Origin of the sequence: Chryseobacterium culicis (genome assembly GCF_900108365.1) — a bacterium.
In the GTDB taxonomy this organism is placed as follows: Bacteria; Bacteroidota; Bacteroidia; order Flavobacteriales; family Weeksellaceae; genus Chryseobacterium; species Chryseobacterium culicis.
In genome coordinates, this window is record NZ_FNWQ01000001.1 from 1,423,052 (window position 1) to 1,440,546 (window position 17,495).

Below are 17,495 nucleotides of genomic sequence, written 5' to 3' on the forward strand. Positions count from 1 at the left end.
TTTAAATTTGTTTAAAGGGTTTAATTATTTTCAATAAAAGATCATGGTAGTTAAAGTTTTACATAACGGAAATTGTTCAAAGTCAAATGCTGTATTAGAGTATCTTGACGAAAACGGAGTGCCTTTTGAGATCATAAATATTATTGAGGATCCCTTAAGCATTCTTGAGCTCAGAACTGTGCTGAAAAAACTCAATCAGAGTGTTTTTCATATCATTCGTAAAACCGATAAGCTCTACCTTGAGAACTATGCAGATAAGAACTATTCAGAAGAGGAATGGCTGAAAATTCTCTCTGAAAATCCATCCCTGATACAAAGGCCTATATTGGTAAAAGGTTCTGTAGCAATGTTGGGAAGGCCTATTGAAAATGTAAAATTCTTTATTGAAAAGTAAGGAATTCATCCTATAAAAATCCGCTCTTTATCTGTAAAGAGCGGATTTTAATTTTATCTGTTTTTCGTTTTATCAGATGATATAATTGCCTTGTATAAAGCTTCCAGTTCTTTCGGAGGATAACCGGAATCAAAAGTGGCAGAAGTATATTCTGTTCCATGGGAGGTGATGATGATAGTGCTGGCCAATGCGCGGTCAGAAGACCTTCCTGTAGTAGGGGACTGAAGACCTGATATCTTGGATAAGTCAATAGCCTCAGCCAATTTGTGCACTGTGCTCCATTCGGCAGGAGATATTTTAGAGCTTACAGTCTCTTCATTGGTATTGATTGTTTTTGCAGAAGGTGTAAAGACCAGTTTTTTGCTGAATCCTCTTGTTACTTCTGTTAATTGAATCTGTTCAATCTTTTGTTTTTGAACTGCATTGACAGCACCTGTTGTATGTTCACTGTTATTTTTATGAATACAGCTTGTTGTAGTTGTTGCGGTTAAAATAAGAGTCAATAAGATCAGTTGGATATTCATGTGCTTTGGTTTATTTTAAATAAAAAACCGCTTCAACATGAAACGGTTTTTGCTCTTTTACAATAGAATAACGCCTTCTATTTTGGCTACTTCTTTATAAATAGTTACTACCTGATCTGCATCTAAAACAAATGCATTGATGTTGCAGGCCGTGTATTTTCCATTTTTACTTTCGCGGTTTCCCAGTGTAAACTTAATACCATCAAAAACTTTATAAATTTCAGTAAGTTTCGATTGATCCGTAGGAATAATGAATTTAAATAAATAATCCTCCGGAAAATCATGATGACCTTCCAGTTTATCCTTCAGAGATTTGTAAAAATCTTCGGGATTTGCGTGTTGATTTCCTTGTAATATATCCATCTGCAATTATTAATATAATATAAATATAACGAAATTTCTCCTATTTTCCAAATGGCCCAAGAAGGGATTTAGAGTTCTTATTTTCGTAATCTTCAATGATATTGAACAGTCCGTTTACAAGCTGTTCGGAGGCAAGCTGGCTCAGTCCTCCTGAATTAACGGTGTTCTTGTTCCCTCCTAACAGACTGCCCAGAAAATTACTTCCTGATAATGCCGTATTGATGGTTTTTACAATTCCATATTCATTCAGCTTTTCATCTACTTTCGGAGAAATGGCGGCAATAAGCTGCTGTGATGTTTTTTCTTTCAGAACCTGTGTTGCCGTAGTTCCCTGCATGATTCTTGTAACATCCTGAGCATTAAGACTGTTTACGGCGCCTTCTAAAATCGGTTTTGACGTATTTACTGTGTAAGCTGCCGCCTGCGCAATATAATCTCTTTCTTTGGCCACCAATGTCGGAGCAACTTTTTCAAGCATTGAGTTAATATCTCTCAATTCTTTCGGAAGCGCCTTATCTACCATATTATTCTGAAGGAAAGCTTCTTTATTTCCATAAATACCCATTCCTTTATCAATACCATTCAGCAGAATTCTTTTAATAATAGAAAGCCCCATATCCGAGGTGGCCAGCGTTGTGCAAGACTGTACACTGGTGGTAATAACAGCGCCGGTCCCTATTATAAGAGCGGCTGCAATGATATATTTTTTCATTGATCTTTTTACTTGATTACTATCTAAAAGCTTTTTGTCAAAAACTGCACCAAAGGTAATTACTATTCTCTATTTAACAAAATATTACATCCACAGTAAGATTTGGTGATTTTTTTTGATATGGATGTTAATTTAACATTAATGAAATAACGGCTAATTGCTATTTATTTTGAATATAAAATTATAATATTTGAATATTTATCATCTTCCCTGTAATAAAACAGGGGAATGCATAAATGTTTAAGATAATTTAACATTGTTCGATATTTTTTATATTTTTGGCTAATGTCTTTTTTTGAGATTTTAAATAACTCCACTATTTAGAGACATAAAAATTGAATTTATTTGAATAAAATTGAAACTATATGAAACAAAGTAATTTAAAGTACTCATGTCTCATTGCTGTTCTGTACTTCGGTATGAATACCAATGCGCAGACTGCTAGAAAAGATACGACTGCCAAAGAGCAGAAGATCGAAGAAGTGGTCCTGATCGGATATGGGGCTCAGAAAAAAGAAAACGTTACCGGAAGTATCGGAATGGTTTCTGCAAAAGATCTGGCGGACAAACCGAACGCCAACCCGGTAAGTTCGATACAGGGTAAACTTGCAGGGGTAAATATTACAAATACAGGTACACCTGGAGGTTCTCCAAGGGTAGATATCAGAGGTGTTGGTTCATTAACCGGGAATACTGTTTTTATTGTAGATGGTATGATCACAACTGATATTTCTTTCCTTAATCCTCAGGATATTGAATCTATGAGTGTATTGAAAGATCCATCAAGTTTAGCTATTTTTGGAGCTCAGGCTGCTAATGGTGCGGTGATCATAAAGACTAAGACCGGAAAAGGAAAACCTGTTTTTAACATAAATTCATATTTAGGATTTAAAAAGGTGACCAACATTCCTAAAATGGTTAATTCGGATCAGTACATTGAGCTTTACAATGAGAAGCTGATGAATGATAACGGGAATCTTACCGGGGCAATTTCCAGAGCTAATTTTCCTGCAGATACTAACTGGTATAATGAGATTTTCCGTACCAGTATCATCAATTCTAATGATTTTTCTGCAACCGGAAGCATAGGAAAGCTTAATTATTATGGTAGCGTAGGATATCTTCAGGATGAAGGTAACCTTGCAGCAGGCCAGGGGATTAATTCAGGAAGCGGTTTTAACAGATTTAATACAAAATTAAACCTTAGCTATAAAATTACAGATAATATTACCATTGGAGATAACTTCAGCTTTTCCAAAATGCGTACTGATGTAGCACAAAATCCTTTATTGGATGCCTATAATGCTCCGCCTATATTTTCTGTTATAAATCCTGCTACAGGAGATTACCAGTTTTTCAATGGATATTCTATACCTAACCCAAGAGCGAAACTGGATTTATACCGTTCCCAGGTTAGACAGGAAAGATTGCTAAATAATATCTGGGGAGAACTAAAATTCTTAAAAGATTTTACTTTCAGAATCAGCTATTCTAGTGATCGTTATAATCCTAGCCAATACGAATATACCCCAACATTGGGCTATGTGCCTGTTGCTAGCCAGGTGAAATCTACATTGATTACAAGGAATTTTAGGAACAATAATTATGTCTGGGATAATACTATCAACTGGAAGAAGAAATTTGGTAATCATAATTTTGATGTGCTTGCTGGTTTTTCAAGAACGAGAACTACCTTATCGCAAGATTATTGGTCTGCAAGAAGTGTTAATTATGACGGAACAAATGGTTCTTTAAATATCGCAACCGGAACAGACCTCGTTCATGTGGAGGGGGTAGATAGGGATGACGCTGTTGTTTCCGGAGTTTTTCAGGATCAGCAAAGAATTGAATCTTTCTTTGGAAGAATTAACTATGATTATAAAGGAAAATATTTGATAAATGCATCAATACGTAGAGATGCCAGTTCACAGATTAATGTTGATAGATCTAAAACCTTTCCGGCAATCAGCGCAGGTTGGGTAATCTCTAAAGAAGACTTTATGAGTGAGCAGAATGTTTTCAATTTATTAAAACTGAGAGCAAGTTACGGTGAATTAGGAAATCCTAATGTAGGAAGAGGATATACAGCCAATACAACTATTATAGGTGGTGGAGCATATTATGGAAATACAGGGTATCCTGCGCAGACTATCGATAAATTTATTGATCCAAATATTGGTTGGGAAACAACAACGGGTAAAGATGTAGGATTAGAAATGGCTTTATTCAGTAATAAGCTTAAAATTGATGCGGCTTATTACGATAAAGTTTCTAAAAATGTAGTGTATGGTGTAAACCAGGGAACCGTATCAGGAGCAAGTAACTGGAACAATTTTGTAACGAATGCTTACTCTTTTAAAAATAGAGGTTTCGAAGTTTCTGTTAATTATAATACTAAACTCAGTGAAAATGTTACCTTTGGAATATATGGTAATTTCACGTCACTTAAAAATGAAATCACATCCGTATATGGTGGGTCTTATTTAGAAACAGGAGCCAGTTTATTCGGAAATTCTATCGTTAGATTACAGAATGGTCAACCAGTAGGTTCTTACTATGGGTATCAGGTGGCTGGCGTTTTCCAGACCGATGCAGAAGCAGCCGCTTCAGGACAGCCGGGAGCAAAAGCAGGCTGGTTCAAATTTACAGATCAGGATGGTAACGGTATCATCGACTCTAGAGATAAAACTTTCTTAGGAAGCCCTATTCCTAAAGGAACTTATGGTTTTGGAGTTAATTTTAATGTATATGATTTTGATATCGCAGTTGATTTCCAGGGGGTATTCGGTAACAAAATATACAACTATAACCGTGAACAGCGTTTTGGAAACGAAACATGGGATTTAGATATGTATAATAACAGATGGCATGGAGCAGGTACTTCTAATACCAACGCAATGATTACCTCTAACCAGTCTATTATTTTACCAAACAGTTTCTATGTAGAAAGCGGCAGCTATATCAGATTAAGAAATGTTCAGATTGGATATAACTTACCAAAAACATTTGCAAAAGCTCTTTCAATCACGAAATTAAGATTATATGTAAGTGCACAGAATCCATGGACAAGCTTTAAATATCATGGTTTCTCTCCAGAGATTACAAATACCGACAGAGTACAGATGGGAATTGATAATAATATCTACCCAATCTCTGCTATTTATACATTCGGTATGAACTTAACATTTTAATTAAAAAATCATGAAAAAAATATTTTTAACAATCTCTTTGGTTTCACTAATGGTAAGTTGTAACAACGATTTTGTGGACATTAAAGATGAAGGGCAGACTAACGTAGCAGATTTCTTTACAACGCAGGATGATGCAATGCAGGCAACAAATGCTATTTACAGCTTTTTAAGAAGTTGGGAAAATTCAGGTTTCCCAGCTCAATATGTTTTTGGAGTAACAGGTGATGATGTAGAAAAAGGTTCTAACCCGGGAGATGCTTCTTTTATCAATGCGTATGACAACTTTACTTTTACCATAAGTGATGAAGGAGTTAGAGCATATTGGATTGGACAGTGGCAGGCTGTAAACAGAGCTAACCAGGTTATTACCAATGTTCCGAAAATAAATATGGATACCACGCTTAGAAATAGATTGGTAGCTGAAGCCAGAATGCTGAGAGCTTATTTTTATTTTAATTTGGTAAGAATTTACGGAGGGGTTCCAATATACGACGGATTACCTGCAGACGGAAACTATTTAAAGGCCAGAAATTCTTCTGCGGAAGTTTACAGTTTTATTGTATCGGATCTCCTTGCTGCTTCTGAAGTATTACCGCAGACCTATTCCGCTGCAGATCGTGGAAGAGTAACAAAAGGTGCGGCTTTGGGACTACTTTCAAAAGTGTATCTATATATGAAAGATTACCAAAAAGCTTATGATACTTCAAACCAGGTTATTGGTATGGGGTATTCATTAGATCCGGATTTCAATCATTTATTCAGACCAGCCGGAGAATTTGGGTCAGAATCTGTTTTTGAAGTGAACTGTGATTGTGCTCCGGGATTTGGAGGTAGTCAGTATGCAGAGGTTCAGGGAGTTCGGAATCAGTTTGGATGGGGCTTCTTTACACCTACTCAGGAATTGGAAAATGCATTTGAACCAGGAGATATCAGAAAAGAATTGAGTATTCTAAGAGAAGGAGAAACTACCCTTGAAGGAGATTTGATTAAGAAAGGGGATCCTCAGGCAGGTAATATGTGGAACCAAAAAGTATATGTGCCGTCATCTTTAAATAATAATGCATGTGGATACGGTTCTATTCAGAATATAAGAATTTTAAGATTTGCAGATATTCTTTTAATTAATGCAGAATCAGCCAATGAATTAGGAAATACAGCCGCTGCCATTGCTGGGGTTAATAAAGTAAGAAACAGAGCTCAGCTTGGAAATACTACAGCTTCCAGTCAGGGGGCTCTTAGAACTGCAATCTGGCAGGAGAGAAGAGTGGAGCTGGCTATGGAAATGGATAGATTCCCGGATTTAGTGAGAACAGGTCAGGCTGCTACCTATTTAGGACCAAAAGGATTTAAAACAGGGAAAAATGAACTTTTCCCAATTCCTTTGGATGCCATGAATCAAAGTAACGGACTTTTCGTTCAGAACCCTGGCTATTAAAATAAACCACAAACATTAGAGGAGAATGAAAGTTCTCCTCTTCTTTTAGTTAGAAACCCTATAAAAGAGAATTCATGAAAAGGAACCTATTATCAATTGCCGTAACCTCTTTATTCTTCATGTATTCCTGCAAAAATGCTCCGCAAGCAAAACAAGAAGTGGGAAAAGTTGAAGCTGTAAAAAGTACGATTACTGATGAACAGCTGATGGACAGGGTACAGAAAGATGCCCTTAAGTATTTCTGGGACTATGCTGAACCTAATTCAATGTTGGGCAGAGAGCGTTACCATGAAGACAATATTTATCCTGATAATGACAAGCACGTTGTTACTACAGGTGGCTCAGGATTTGGGCTGGCAACTATTCTGGTAGGAGTAGAAAGAGGATTTGTTCCGAGAAAAGAAGCCGTAAAAAGGCTTACTCATATCATGGATTTTCTTGCAAAGGCAGACCGTCACAAAGGTGCCTGGTCACACTGGATCAACGGTGAAACCGGAAAAACAGTTCCCTTTGGTAAAAAAGATAATGGCGGGGATCTTGTAGAAACCGCATTCCTTACTTCGGGAATACTGATGGTCCGTGAATATTTTAAAAACGGAACTCCGGAAGAAAAATCCCTGGCAGCAAAATGTGATGAGCTATGGAAAGGAATCCAGTGGAACTGGTACACCAAAGGAGGTCAGAAGGTTCTGTACTGGCACTGGTCACCCGAATACCAGTGGGAAATGAACTTTCCTCTTGAAGGATATAATGAATGCCTGATTACCTATATTCTGGCAGCATCTTCACCTACCTATTCCATTGATGCAGAAACGTATTACAAAGGCTGGACAAGAAACGGAACCTATCTCACAGACAAAACAAAATACGGGTTACCTCTGTATGTAAAACACAATTATGCAGAAGAATATGGCGGACCGCTTTTCTGGGCGCAATATTCATACATCGGACTTGATCCTACAGGTTTATCCGATAAACTGGTGAAAAACTATTTCGATATCAATAAAAACCAAACCCTTATTGACTACAAATACTGTGTTGAAAATCCAAAACAATGGAAAGGATACGGTCCCCACTATTGGGGGCTTACAGCCGGATATACCAGAAATGAGGACGGAAGCACAGGATATACCGCTCATATGCCAAGCAATGATAACGGAGTCATAACGCCTACGGCGGCATTGAGCAGCTTCCCATATACACCAAAAGAATCAATGGCTTTCCTTAGATTCCTGTATACTCAAACACCGGAATTTATAGGGTCAGCTGGACCTTATGATGCCACTTCTATTAATTATAACAATTGGTTTACTCCTAGATATCTGGCTATTGATCAGGGAACGATAGCTCCGATGATTGAGAATTACAGATCAGGATTCCTTTGGAAACTGTTTATGAATGCTCCGGAAATTCAGCAGGGATTGAAAAAACTAAGCTTCCAGTCAACAAAATATGGCATAAAATAGGTCAATAGAAATGAGGCCTGGCTTTGATAAAAAAGATTACAACTATTGGCTTATTCCAAAACTCAATACGATATGAAATTTAAATTAAATTATATTCCTCTTGTACTGCTGGCGTTTTCATTACAAATTAACGCACAGGAAATAAAAGCAGAATTGAATAAAGAAATTAAAAGACAGGAAAAAATGTCTTATATTCTGGACTACCCTCAGAATACAAAAGGAAACGTACCTTTGATTGTATTTCTTCATGGTTCAGGAGAACGCGGAACCAATCTGGATATGGTAAAAGCACACAGCCCCTTTACCTATAAAAACCTGATCAAAGAACCCGTAGCTATTCTGGCACCTCAATGCCCGGAAGGAATGTGGTGGGATACTGTTACCGTTTACAATCTTATTCAGGAAATTCAGAAAAAATATAAAATTGATGCGTCCCGTATTTATCTTACAGGACTTTCTATGGGAGGATGGGGAACATTGAAGCTGGCCATGGAACATCCGGAAATGTTTGCCGCTGTTGCTTCAGTTTGTGCACCAACAGATCAGATGATGACTGCCAATATTCAGCAGTTTAAGGATTTGAATATGAAAATATTTCATGGCGGAATGGATGATATTGTACTGCCTGCCAATGCTTTCAATTTTTATCAGAAGCTGCACCCGGTAAATCCAACCGCAGAACTGGTGATTTTTCCAAATGATAATCACAATTCTTGGGATTCCACTTATTCAAATCCTGCATTATATGAATGGATGCTGTCTAAAAAGAAAGGGAAATAATGGAATTAATTTTTATTGGATTAAATGAATCTGATGATGATAGTCTACTGGAAGAAAATTTATTTTTTGAAAAATGTACAGCAGAAAATCTTTTGTTTGAAAATAAAGTGATCAATGATCAGAATTTTTTTAATGTATTGAATTTTATTTTTCAAACAGAAGTAAAACTGGAGAACGTTAAAAGTTCAGGCAATAGAAAATTAATTAATTTATCCCAATATAAAGGGCAACATCTCCATCCGGATGATCTCGAAAAAAAATATTTTGAATGGCTTGATATTTCTCAAAATGATAATACCATGAATGAATATGGAAGTTTAATTTGCGTTTTGGGATATCTGGAATCGAATAAAAAAAAGAACGAATTATACTTGATTGTAGAATAGTTTAAGGTTAAAACTAAAAAATAAAACAATAATTTAAGAAGATAGATTTATGAAAAAGTTAATTGTAATTGCCACTTTAGCATTAGCTCCTGTGTTTTCGGCGCAGGAAATGGTAGATAAGTCCGTTCAGTCTTACCAAACAGCACAGTATCAGGCCAAAAAGAAAGCTTTTGTAGACAATCTTTTATCTAAAATGACATTGGATGAAAAGATAGGTCAGCTGAATTTACCAAGCTCCGGAGACTTTACCACAGGTCTGGCTAAAAGTTCAGATATCGGGAAAAAAGTGGAGCAAGGTCTCGTAGGCGGACTATTCAATATAAAAGGAGCTGACAAAATCAGAGCCGTTCAAAAAGTAGCGGTGGAAAACAGCCGTCTGAAAATTCCTTTGATTTTCGGAATGGATGTCATTCATGGTTATGAAACTACATTCCCGATACCATTAGGGTTAGCCGCTTCATGGGATATGAACCTTGTTCAGCAGTCAGCAAGAGTAGCTGCTAAAGAAGCGTCTTCTGACGGGATTAACTGGACTTTTTCGCCGATGGTAGATATTTCCCGCGAACCAAGATGGGGAAGAGTTTCCGAAGGTTCCGGTGAAGACCCGTATCTGGGAAGTGAAATCGCAAAAAATATGGTGTATGGATACCAGGGGAAAGATTTATCTGTTGGAAACACCATTTTAGCCTGTGTAAAGCATTTTGCGCTATATGGAGCAGGCGAAGCCGGAAGAGATTACAACACAGTTGATATGAGCCACGTAAGAATGTTCAACGAATATTTTCCACCTTACAAAGCAGCTGTGGATGCCGGTGTAGCTTCTGTAATGGCTTCCTTCAACGAAGTGGACGGTGTGCCTGCAACCGGAAACAGATGGCTTCAGACAGAAGTTCTAAGAAATAAATGGAACTTTAAAGGTTTTGTAGTAACCGACTATACAGGAATCAACGAAATGGTAGACCACGGTATGGGAGATCTTCAGCAGGTTTCTGCATTGGCTCTAAAAGCAGGTGTTGATATGGACATGGTAGGTGAAGGTTTTTTAACTACATTAAAAAAATCTCTATCTGAAGGAAAAGTAACACAGGCTGAAATTGATCTGGCAGCCAGAAGAATTCTTGAAGCCAAATATGACCTAGGACTGTTTACAGACCCATACAAATATGGTGATGCCAAGCTGGCAGCTAAAGAAGTTTTCAGCATGGAAAACAGAAATATAGCAAGAAATGCAGCCGCCCAGTCGATGGTTTTGATGAAAAATGACAATCAGGTGCTTCCTTTGAAAAAATCGGGAACTGTTGCAGTAATCGGACCGTTGGTGAACAATTCATTAAACATGGCCGGAACGTGGAGTGTTGCTGCAAAGCATGATAAGGCTGTAAACCTGATGCAGGGGCTTCAGGCCAATTACGGTAAAGAAGTAAAGTTTATTTCTGCTAAAGGTGCCAATATTGATTATGATGCCAAATTAGAAGATATTTACGCAGCTCACGGGAAGAAAACAGATAGAGACAGCCGCTCTAAAGAACAGCTGCTGAAAGAAGCTGTGGATGTTGCCAACAAAGCAGACGTTATTGTTCTGGCCATCGGAGAATCTGCAGAAATGAGCGGAGAATCTTCTTCAAGAACCGAGATTACCATCCCTCAGTCTCAGATTGATCTTTTGAATGAATTAAAGAAAACCGGAAAGCCCATTGCTGTGGTCCTTTTCACAGGCCGCCCATTAGCTTTAACCAATATGAAAGATACACCTGATGCCATTCTTAATGCTTGGTTTGCAGGCTCTGAAGCAGGAAATGCTATTGCAGATGTTCTTTTCGGAAAAGTAAACCCGTCAGGAAAACTTCCGATGACTTTCCCAAGAAGCTTAGGACAAGTTCCAATTTACTATAATGCTAAAAATACTGGTCGTCCTTTAAGCCAGGAATTAACAGATAAATGTGAATACCAGAGATTCCGGTCCAACTATATGGATGAGTGTAATACGCCATTGTATCCGTTTGGATTTGGTTTAAGCTATACAAAATTCGGGTATTCTGATGTTACTGTCTCTAACGCTAACCCGAAAGGAAATCAGACGGTTCAGGCATCTGTTACGGTTACTAACAATGGTAATTATGACGGAGCAGAAGTGGTTCAGCTGTATATCAGAGATTTGGTGGGAAGCATCACAAGACCGGTAAAAGAGCTGAAAGGTTTCCAGAAAGTATTTCTGAAAAAAGGAGAATCTAAGAAAGTTACTTTTGATATCACTCCAGAAACACTTAAATTCTACAACGGAGATTTGAAATATGATTGGGAATCAGGAGAGTTTGATGTAATGATTGGTACCAGCTCTGCAGAAGTGAAACATTCTAAGATCAATTGGACTAAGTAATAAAAAAGAAATTTATTCACAGAAATGTGTGTTATGGTTTATTTGGCATGATTTTTAATAATAACACGATAACTATTATTATATAAAAAAATCAATATGAAAAAAACAATTTTCCTTAGCGCAATGTTCCTGGGTTCTTTAGTATTCGCACAGCAGACACATGTTGTAGGAGGTGACAGAGATGCACATGGCTGTATTAGTTCAGCAGGTTATACCTATTCCCAAATCAAAAAGGATTGTGTAAGAACTTTCGAACAGAAGATTAAGTTAACTGAAGTATCTCCACAAGGAAGTTCTACTTCAATGGCTGCAGTTATTTTCAGCAAAGACATGAAAAAAGCTGAGGTCTTTGTTAAAGATGCCGATTCAGGAAGTATCATCCTAACCAGAGCAGCAGGTAAAGCTAAAGCCTGGAAAAAAGATGGCTATGTATTGGTTCCTTTCAAAAAAAACGGATATCAGCTTAAAAAAGATAACATCGTGATCTATCAGTAAGATCAGATTTTGAATTGAAAACCACTCGGAAGAGTGGTTTTTTTGTAAATTACAGAGAGAGGAACTCATGTCACATTTTTGTGATATCTTTAACCAGTCAGAAAACAAAAATTTAAACTATGAAAAAAACTATTTTATTCAGTGCAATGCTCCTTAGTGCATGTATTTTTGCTCAAAAATCACCTGTCTTAGGAGGCGACAGAGATGTTCACGGCTGTATTGGTTCGGCAGGATATACCTACTCACAGCTTAAAAATAATTGTATAAAAACCTTTAGTCAGAAAATTAAACTTAAAGAAGTAAGCACCGATAAAAGCTATACTTCAACAACTGCAGTGATTTTCAACAAAAGCATGACAAAAGCTGAGGTATTTATTCCGGACGGAGCTGCAAAAAGTATCATTCTGGACAGACAGGGAAAAGAAAAACTCTGGAAAAGCGGCGCTCACGTGAAAGACAGCTATATTTTAACACCTTACAAAAAAAGCTACCAGATCAAGAAGAATGATGAAGTCATTTATCAGTAAAGTAAAACCAAAAATAACAGACCACTCGCAAGAGTGGTTTTTTTATATCAATAATTAAAATCAATTTGGTTTAATACGACATGTTTTGTCGCTGTGTATAGATATTTTTACATCACAAAAGGACAAACATTAGTGCTTCATAAAGAGAATTTAATCATTAATAGTATGATTTAAAGCATACCACACAAAAATGATTTCCATGTCTTAAAAAGTGTTAAATTCGCGCAGTTTTAAATAAACCGATTAATAACTCAAAAAAACAACAAAGTGTGAGAAAACTTTATCTCAGCGCGCTAATCTTATGCGCAGGTTTGAGCATATTCGCTCAGGAAGTGGTGTGGCAAAAAGATATCAAATCCTCAACACAGGATTTTCTAAGTCAGGTTACCACGACAATTGACCAGCAATATTTAATCACAGGAAGCTCTATTCAGAGCAATAAGCTGCAGGCAGAAAGCCGTAAACAGAATAACGGTTATGATTTTCATTTGATTAAACTCAATCAGCAGGGAGAAGAAGTCTGGGAAAAATACTTTTCAGGACAAAATCATGATTATCTGTCTGCTACTGTTACCACTCAGGATGGCGGATTTATTTTGGCAGGAACTTCTTATTCCGGAAAAGGACTGGATAAAAAAGAAGATTCCAAAGGAGGATCCGATATCTGGCTGATCAGGATCAATGAATTTGGTGATGAACTCTGGCAGAAAACATTGGGGAGTTCTTCCGATGAAGAAGCAAGAGCTGTGATTCAAACAACAGATTTAGGGTTCTTTGTGGCAGGCAATGTTACAACCCTTCGACAAGCTCAGGATTTAAAAGGTTACGGTTCCAAAGATGTTTTAATTACAAAACTGGATAAAGACGGAAAAGAACTTTCACAGCTTATTTTAGGAGGAAAAGGTTTAGACGAAGTGGAAAAGATGATCCCCACAAAAGATGGCGGAGCATTACTGGGTATTTATTCCAGGAGTTCCGAGGTTCGTGTTTCGGGATCTGCCAGCACTCAGGCGGGTAACCAAAGATCTGCCTCTTCAACAGCCATCAGCCAGACACCAAAAGCCAGCAGCAATTATGGCGAAGGCGACTACTGGATCGTGAAGCTCGATAAAACCGGAAAAGTAGAATGGGAAAAGAATTTTGGAGGCAAAGGAGATGATCATATCAGAACCCTGGCTTTAACTTCAAATGGATTCATTATTGGCGGAGAATCAAGATCAGAAAGATCGGGAAATAAAACGGTCGGCATTGAAGAAGGAACCGATCTATGGCTGATTGCTTTAAACGAAAGAGGTGATGAGCAGTGGCAGAAATCCTACAATTTCAAAAACCGTGATATTCTGATGGGAATGAGTGTGGTAAGCGGGAGGCTGGAAGATGGAAGCGAGAACTCTAAAGGTATTTTGCTGGGAGGTTATACCCAGGCTGAAGGAAGAATCCAAACCGATGATGAAACCTTCTGGATGCTATATCTAGATCAAAACGGAAATGAGCAGTGGAGAAAACATGTTAAAGGAGAATCCAGAAAGAAGGAAGAAAGACTTTCTGATTTAAAATTGAACAAAGACGGATCAATTGTTCTGGCCGGAACCAGCGCAGAAGAGCTTGGAAAAGAAAACTGGAAGATTGTAAAGCTGGGCGACAGACAGGTTGATCAGTTAATTGAAAAATACGATATCAAGATCTATCCGAATCCAGTATCAGACTATGCGTATGTAGAAATTGGTTTTGACTTTAAAGAAGCGGATATTCTATTGTATGATATGTCCGGAAGACAGCTTCAAAGTATTAAAACAAAGAATAAAGTGACCAAGATTAATACCCAGGCTTTGGTTCAGGGTGCTTACCTGGTGACGATAAAAACGGATACTAATAAAACGGCGAATGCTAAATTAATTAAAAAATAATGAAGAAGATAAAGCATAAAATACTATGGGGGCTTACATTATTGGCTCCTTTTTATAATGCACAAACAATTCCGAATCTTACTGTTCCTCAGGTTCCAATAGTTAAATCCTCTCAAACCTACGATATGGAAAGGTTTGGGAATATTCCTGTAAGCTTAAATACAGGAAACCTATCCTATGATGTCAATTTATTTAATTACGGAAATATTTATAACGAAAATGGATTTAACATTGATCTGAAATATCAAGGGACAGGATTCATGCCTTCAAAACAATCAAATTATGTAGGGCTGGACTGGTCATTGCTTTTTGGTGGAAGTATAAGTAGAGAAGTGAGAGGTGTTGCAGATGATCTGGCTTCAGATTGGCCGCTTTCCCCAGCTAATAACCTTCTGGGGTACTTGGAAGGAGTAAAAAACTGCCAAAAGCTTAATGAAGATATTTATGATCAAAATTATTCCATGCTGTCTATGGGAAATGGAGGGAAGGGTATCAAGTGTGGGGGAAATTCATATGAATTGGAGCCAGATAAATTTAATTTTAATTTTATGGGGATCAATGGATATTTCTTTATTGGAAATAGTGGTCAACCTATTATCGTTTCAGAGATTCCAAATCTGAAAATAGATATTTCGGCTCTGGAATCTAAACAATATAAATATCCGCTACACAGTGATCGTTGTATAACTAAACCAACAATCGTGACAATTACAGACGGTCAGGGTATAAAATATTATTTTGGTGGAGAATATGACAATCTTGAAGTTTCTTATGACCTCTCACCAACTCCAAAAGATGCACCATACACTATTACATCCTGGAATTTATATAAAATAGAATATCCTAATTCCAAAGTACTTGAAATTAAATATCTCCCTTCGAATAAACAATTTGGTGAAGGAGGGTTTTGTACTGAAGGAACAGGTAGCATAGCGGGAAGTGTTCAGGAGCCCTTTTTGTTGATGTTTGATCATCATCACATTTATAAATACCATTTTAATAAAACAAATTATAATTATAATACGAGTAGTGGAAATTTACTTTTTGATGGTACTATTTATTGGGGAAATGGTACTAGTACAACTGATGAAGCAACAAAAAGTTTTGCAGCAACTAAAAAAAGTATACCCAGTTCAATTCTATTAGATGGTAAAGAAATTGTAAAATTTAGCTTTGAAAGATATGATGCTTACTCAACAATCACAATCCCTTCTTTGAAATTAAAGAATATTTCTTTTTACAATTACGGAGGAGTAAAGATAAAAGAAATCGAACTGAATTATTATAGGCATAAAAATTATTTCTTTTTAGAAAAAATTAAACTTTTTAGAAAAGCACAACAATCTCAAGACTTTTTACAGGAATATAGTTTCGATTATTATAGAAAAGATGATCTTCCTGTTGAAAATATTGGTACTATCGATTATTGGGGATATTGGAATAATAAACCCAAACCAAGGCCTGTTCCTGACTTTACAGTAAATAAAAATACAGGTGACTTTACCTTTATGAATGGATCATGGGATGCAACGCCAGAATTATGTTCTGTAAGTCTATTAAAATCTGTTATTTACCCAACTAAAGGGAAGAGCGAATTTATTTATGAACCCCAAAAATACAGTGAAAAATTAGACAGAAATTATAATTCTCAATTCAAAAATGTTTTGATTCAATCCGATGGAATTGTAGGAGGAGGACGTATTGCAAAGATTATTAATTATTCTAACGATGGAGCTCTGACAGGTACTAAAGAGTACAAATATATAAGTAATTATTCTCCTACTGGCTTAAATTCTAAGTCAAGCGGAATATTGTCCAATTATTATAGAAATTATATTTATATCAAAAGTCAAAATGGGTATAGTACAACAGAAAACCTGGAAGTATACTCAGACAATCTTATTGAGACTACGATGAACTCCTCTCCTGTTTTGTATTCTGAAGTGACAGAAATAGAAAACAATAAAGGATATACGAAATATTATTTCACAGATTTAAAAACTCATCCTGACAGTCAGATTTTTAAAGAAGTGGATAATGATGTAGAGCCAGGTATGACATTTAGCCCCGCTAATATAGGAAATATCAATCTACCTTACAGATCAAATAATTACAAAAGAAGTAAACTATATAAACAGGAATTCTATGATCAGAGTTTTGTTAAAATAAAAACTTCAACCACTGAATTTGATGATGTTACAGAAACACGACCGGGTAATTATACTGTCCAGGTAACTGATCGATTCAGAACCAAATACTTTTTTAAACAATTTGGAGGACAATTCTCCCCGAAAAAAATCGAATTGGAAGATATTCTTAATGGATCAAGTATAAAAACTACTACTGAAATTTCATATAAAGCAGGGTATTTCTGTAACCCAATAAGAAAAAAAATTATTGACCCGTCGGGTGATGTTTTTGAAACAAAATATCAATATCTTGATGATATTATCCATGGTGCACCAAATAATCCCGGGAACTTTGTTCCTCCTTATGCATTTATTGTCAATCTTTTTTCTAAGAATATTTCTGGTGTTCCATTAGTTATTTCGAATTATAAAAATAATACCTTTTTAAACAGAACTCAAACTCTTTTTGAGTTTAATAATGCTAATGATATGTATAGTATACTTCCAAAAAAAGTACTGTATTATTCAGAAGAAAAGAATATTGCACAACATCCTACCATTAGTTTACCTGATACTAATTATGGTTCTGTTGAAGTAACTTATGATAAATACGATACTAAGGGAAACCTTCAGCAATACACCACAAAAGATGGTATTTCAACGGTTATCATTTGGGGCTACAACCAAACACAGCCTATTGCTAAAATTGAAGGTGCAAAACTAACAGATATTCAGCAATCACTAATTGATTCAATCGTCAGTGCTTCCAATACCGATGCATCAGCTTTAGCTAACAATGACGAAACATC

At 36.5% G+C, this 17,495-nt stretch carries 14 protein-coding genes; 11 read left to right on the forward strand and 3 right to left on the reverse strand.

Going from position 1 to position 17,495, the window contains the following annotated elements:
- Window positions 1-43 precede the first annotated feature (43 nt).
- Window positions 44-394: an ArsC/Spx/MgsR family protein gene (locus BLW74_RS06280; protein ID WP_089690560.1), complete on the forward strand. Its 351-nt coding sequence runs from the start codon at window positions 44-46 to the stop codon at window positions 392-394.
- 53 nt (window positions 395-447) lie between these two features.
- Here BLW74_RS06280 and BLW74_RS06285 read toward each other — a convergent pair whose 3' ends face one another.
- The 3 genes from BLW74_RS06285 to BLW74_RS06295 are packed head-to-tail and all read right to left on the reverse strand — an operon-like array spanning window position 448 to window position 1,993.
- Window positions 448-918, reverse strand: coding sequence for a hypothetical protein (locus BLW74_RS06285; RefSeq protein ID WP_089690562.1), 471 nt, complete (start codon window positions 916-918; stop codon window positions 448-450).
- A 57-nt stretch (window positions 919-975) separates the two neighbouring features.
- Window positions 976-1,281: a DUF493 family protein gene (locus BLW74_RS06290; protein WP_089690564.1), complete on the reverse strand. Its 306-nt coding sequence runs from the start codon at window positions 1,279-1,281 to the stop codon at window positions 976-978.
- A gap of 40 nt (window positions 1,282-1,321) precedes the next feature.
- Window positions 1,322-1,993, reverse strand: a complete 672-nt coding sequence (locus BLW74_RS06295) for a DUF4197 family protein (protein ID WP_089690566.1) — start codon at window positions 1,991-1,993, stop codon at window positions 1,322-1,324.
- A 365-nt stretch (window positions 1,994-2,358) separates the two neighbouring features.
- Here BLW74_RS06295 and BLW74_RS06300 point away from each other — a divergent pair, with 365 nt between their 5' ends.
- From BLW74_RS06300 to BLW74_RS06345, 10 genes are all read left to right on the forward strand, one after another.
- A complete protein-coding gene (locus tag BLW74_RS06300) occupies window positions 2,359-5,184 on the forward strand; it encodes a SusC/RagA family TonB-linked outer membrane protein (RefSeq protein ID WP_089690567.1) in 2,826 nt (941 codons plus the stop codon).
- A 10-nt stretch (window positions 5,185-5,194) separates the two neighbouring features.
- Entirely contained in the window at window positions 5,195-6,619 is a 1,425-nt protein-coding gene (locus BLW74_RS06305) for a RagB/SusD family nutrient uptake outer membrane protein (protein WP_089690569.1), read from the forward strand.
- Between the two features lie 74 nt (window positions 6,620-6,693).
- Window positions 6,694-8,085, forward strand: a complete 1,392-nt coding sequence (locus tag BLW74_RS06310; protein ID WP_089690571.1) for a glucoamylase family protein — start codon at window positions 6,694-6,696, stop codon at window positions 8,083-8,085.
- A 72-nt stretch (window positions 8,086-8,157) separates the two neighbouring features.
- Complete coding sequence (locus BLW74_RS06315; protein ID WP_089690729.1) at window positions 8,158-8,865, forward strand: carboxylesterase family protein; 708 nt, start codon at window positions 8,158-8,160, stop codon at window positions 8,863-8,865.
- Window positions 8,865-9,251, forward strand: a complete 387-nt coding sequence (locus tag BLW74_RS06320; RefSeq protein WP_089690574.1) for a hypothetical protein — start codon at window positions 8,865-8,867, stop codon at window positions 9,249-9,251. Before BLW74_RS06315 ends, BLW74_RS06320 begins: the two co-directional genes overlap by 1 nt.
- Window positions 9,252-9,300: 49 nt before the next feature.
- The gene (gene bglX, locus BLW74_RS06325) at window positions 9,301-11,628 is read left to right on the forward strand and encodes a beta-glucosidase BglX (RefSeq protein ID WP_089690576.1); all 2,328 of its coding nucleotides are present in this window, start codon (window positions 9,301-9,303) and stop codon (window positions 11,626-11,628) included.
- A gap of 96 nt (window positions 11,629-11,724) precedes the next feature.
- Window positions 11,725-12,123: a hypothetical protein gene (locus BLW74_RS06330; protein ID WP_089690578.1), complete on the forward strand. Its 399-nt coding sequence runs from the start codon at window positions 11,725-11,727 to the stop codon at window positions 12,121-12,123.
- 119 nt (window positions 12,124-12,242) lie between these two features.
- Window positions 12,243-12,650 (forward strand): hypothetical protein, encoded by a 408-nt coding sequence (locus tag BLW74_RS06335; RefSeq protein WP_089690580.1) that lies wholly within the window; start codon window positions 12,243-12,245, stop codon window positions 12,648-12,650.
- Window positions 12,651-12,919: 269 nt separating this feature from the next.
- On the forward strand, window positions 12,920-14,557 hold the full coding sequence (locus BLW74_RS06340) for a T9SS type A sorting domain-containing protein (RefSeq protein WP_089690582.1): 1,638 nt from the start codon (window positions 12,920-12,922) through the stop codon (window positions 14,555-14,557).
- A partial coding sequence (locus tag BLW74_RS06345) for a hypothetical protein (RefSeq protein WP_089690584.1) occupies window positions 14,557-17,495 on the forward strand: 2,939 nt, incomplete at its 3' end. The genes BLW74_RS06340 and BLW74_RS06345, both read left to right, overlap by 1 nt.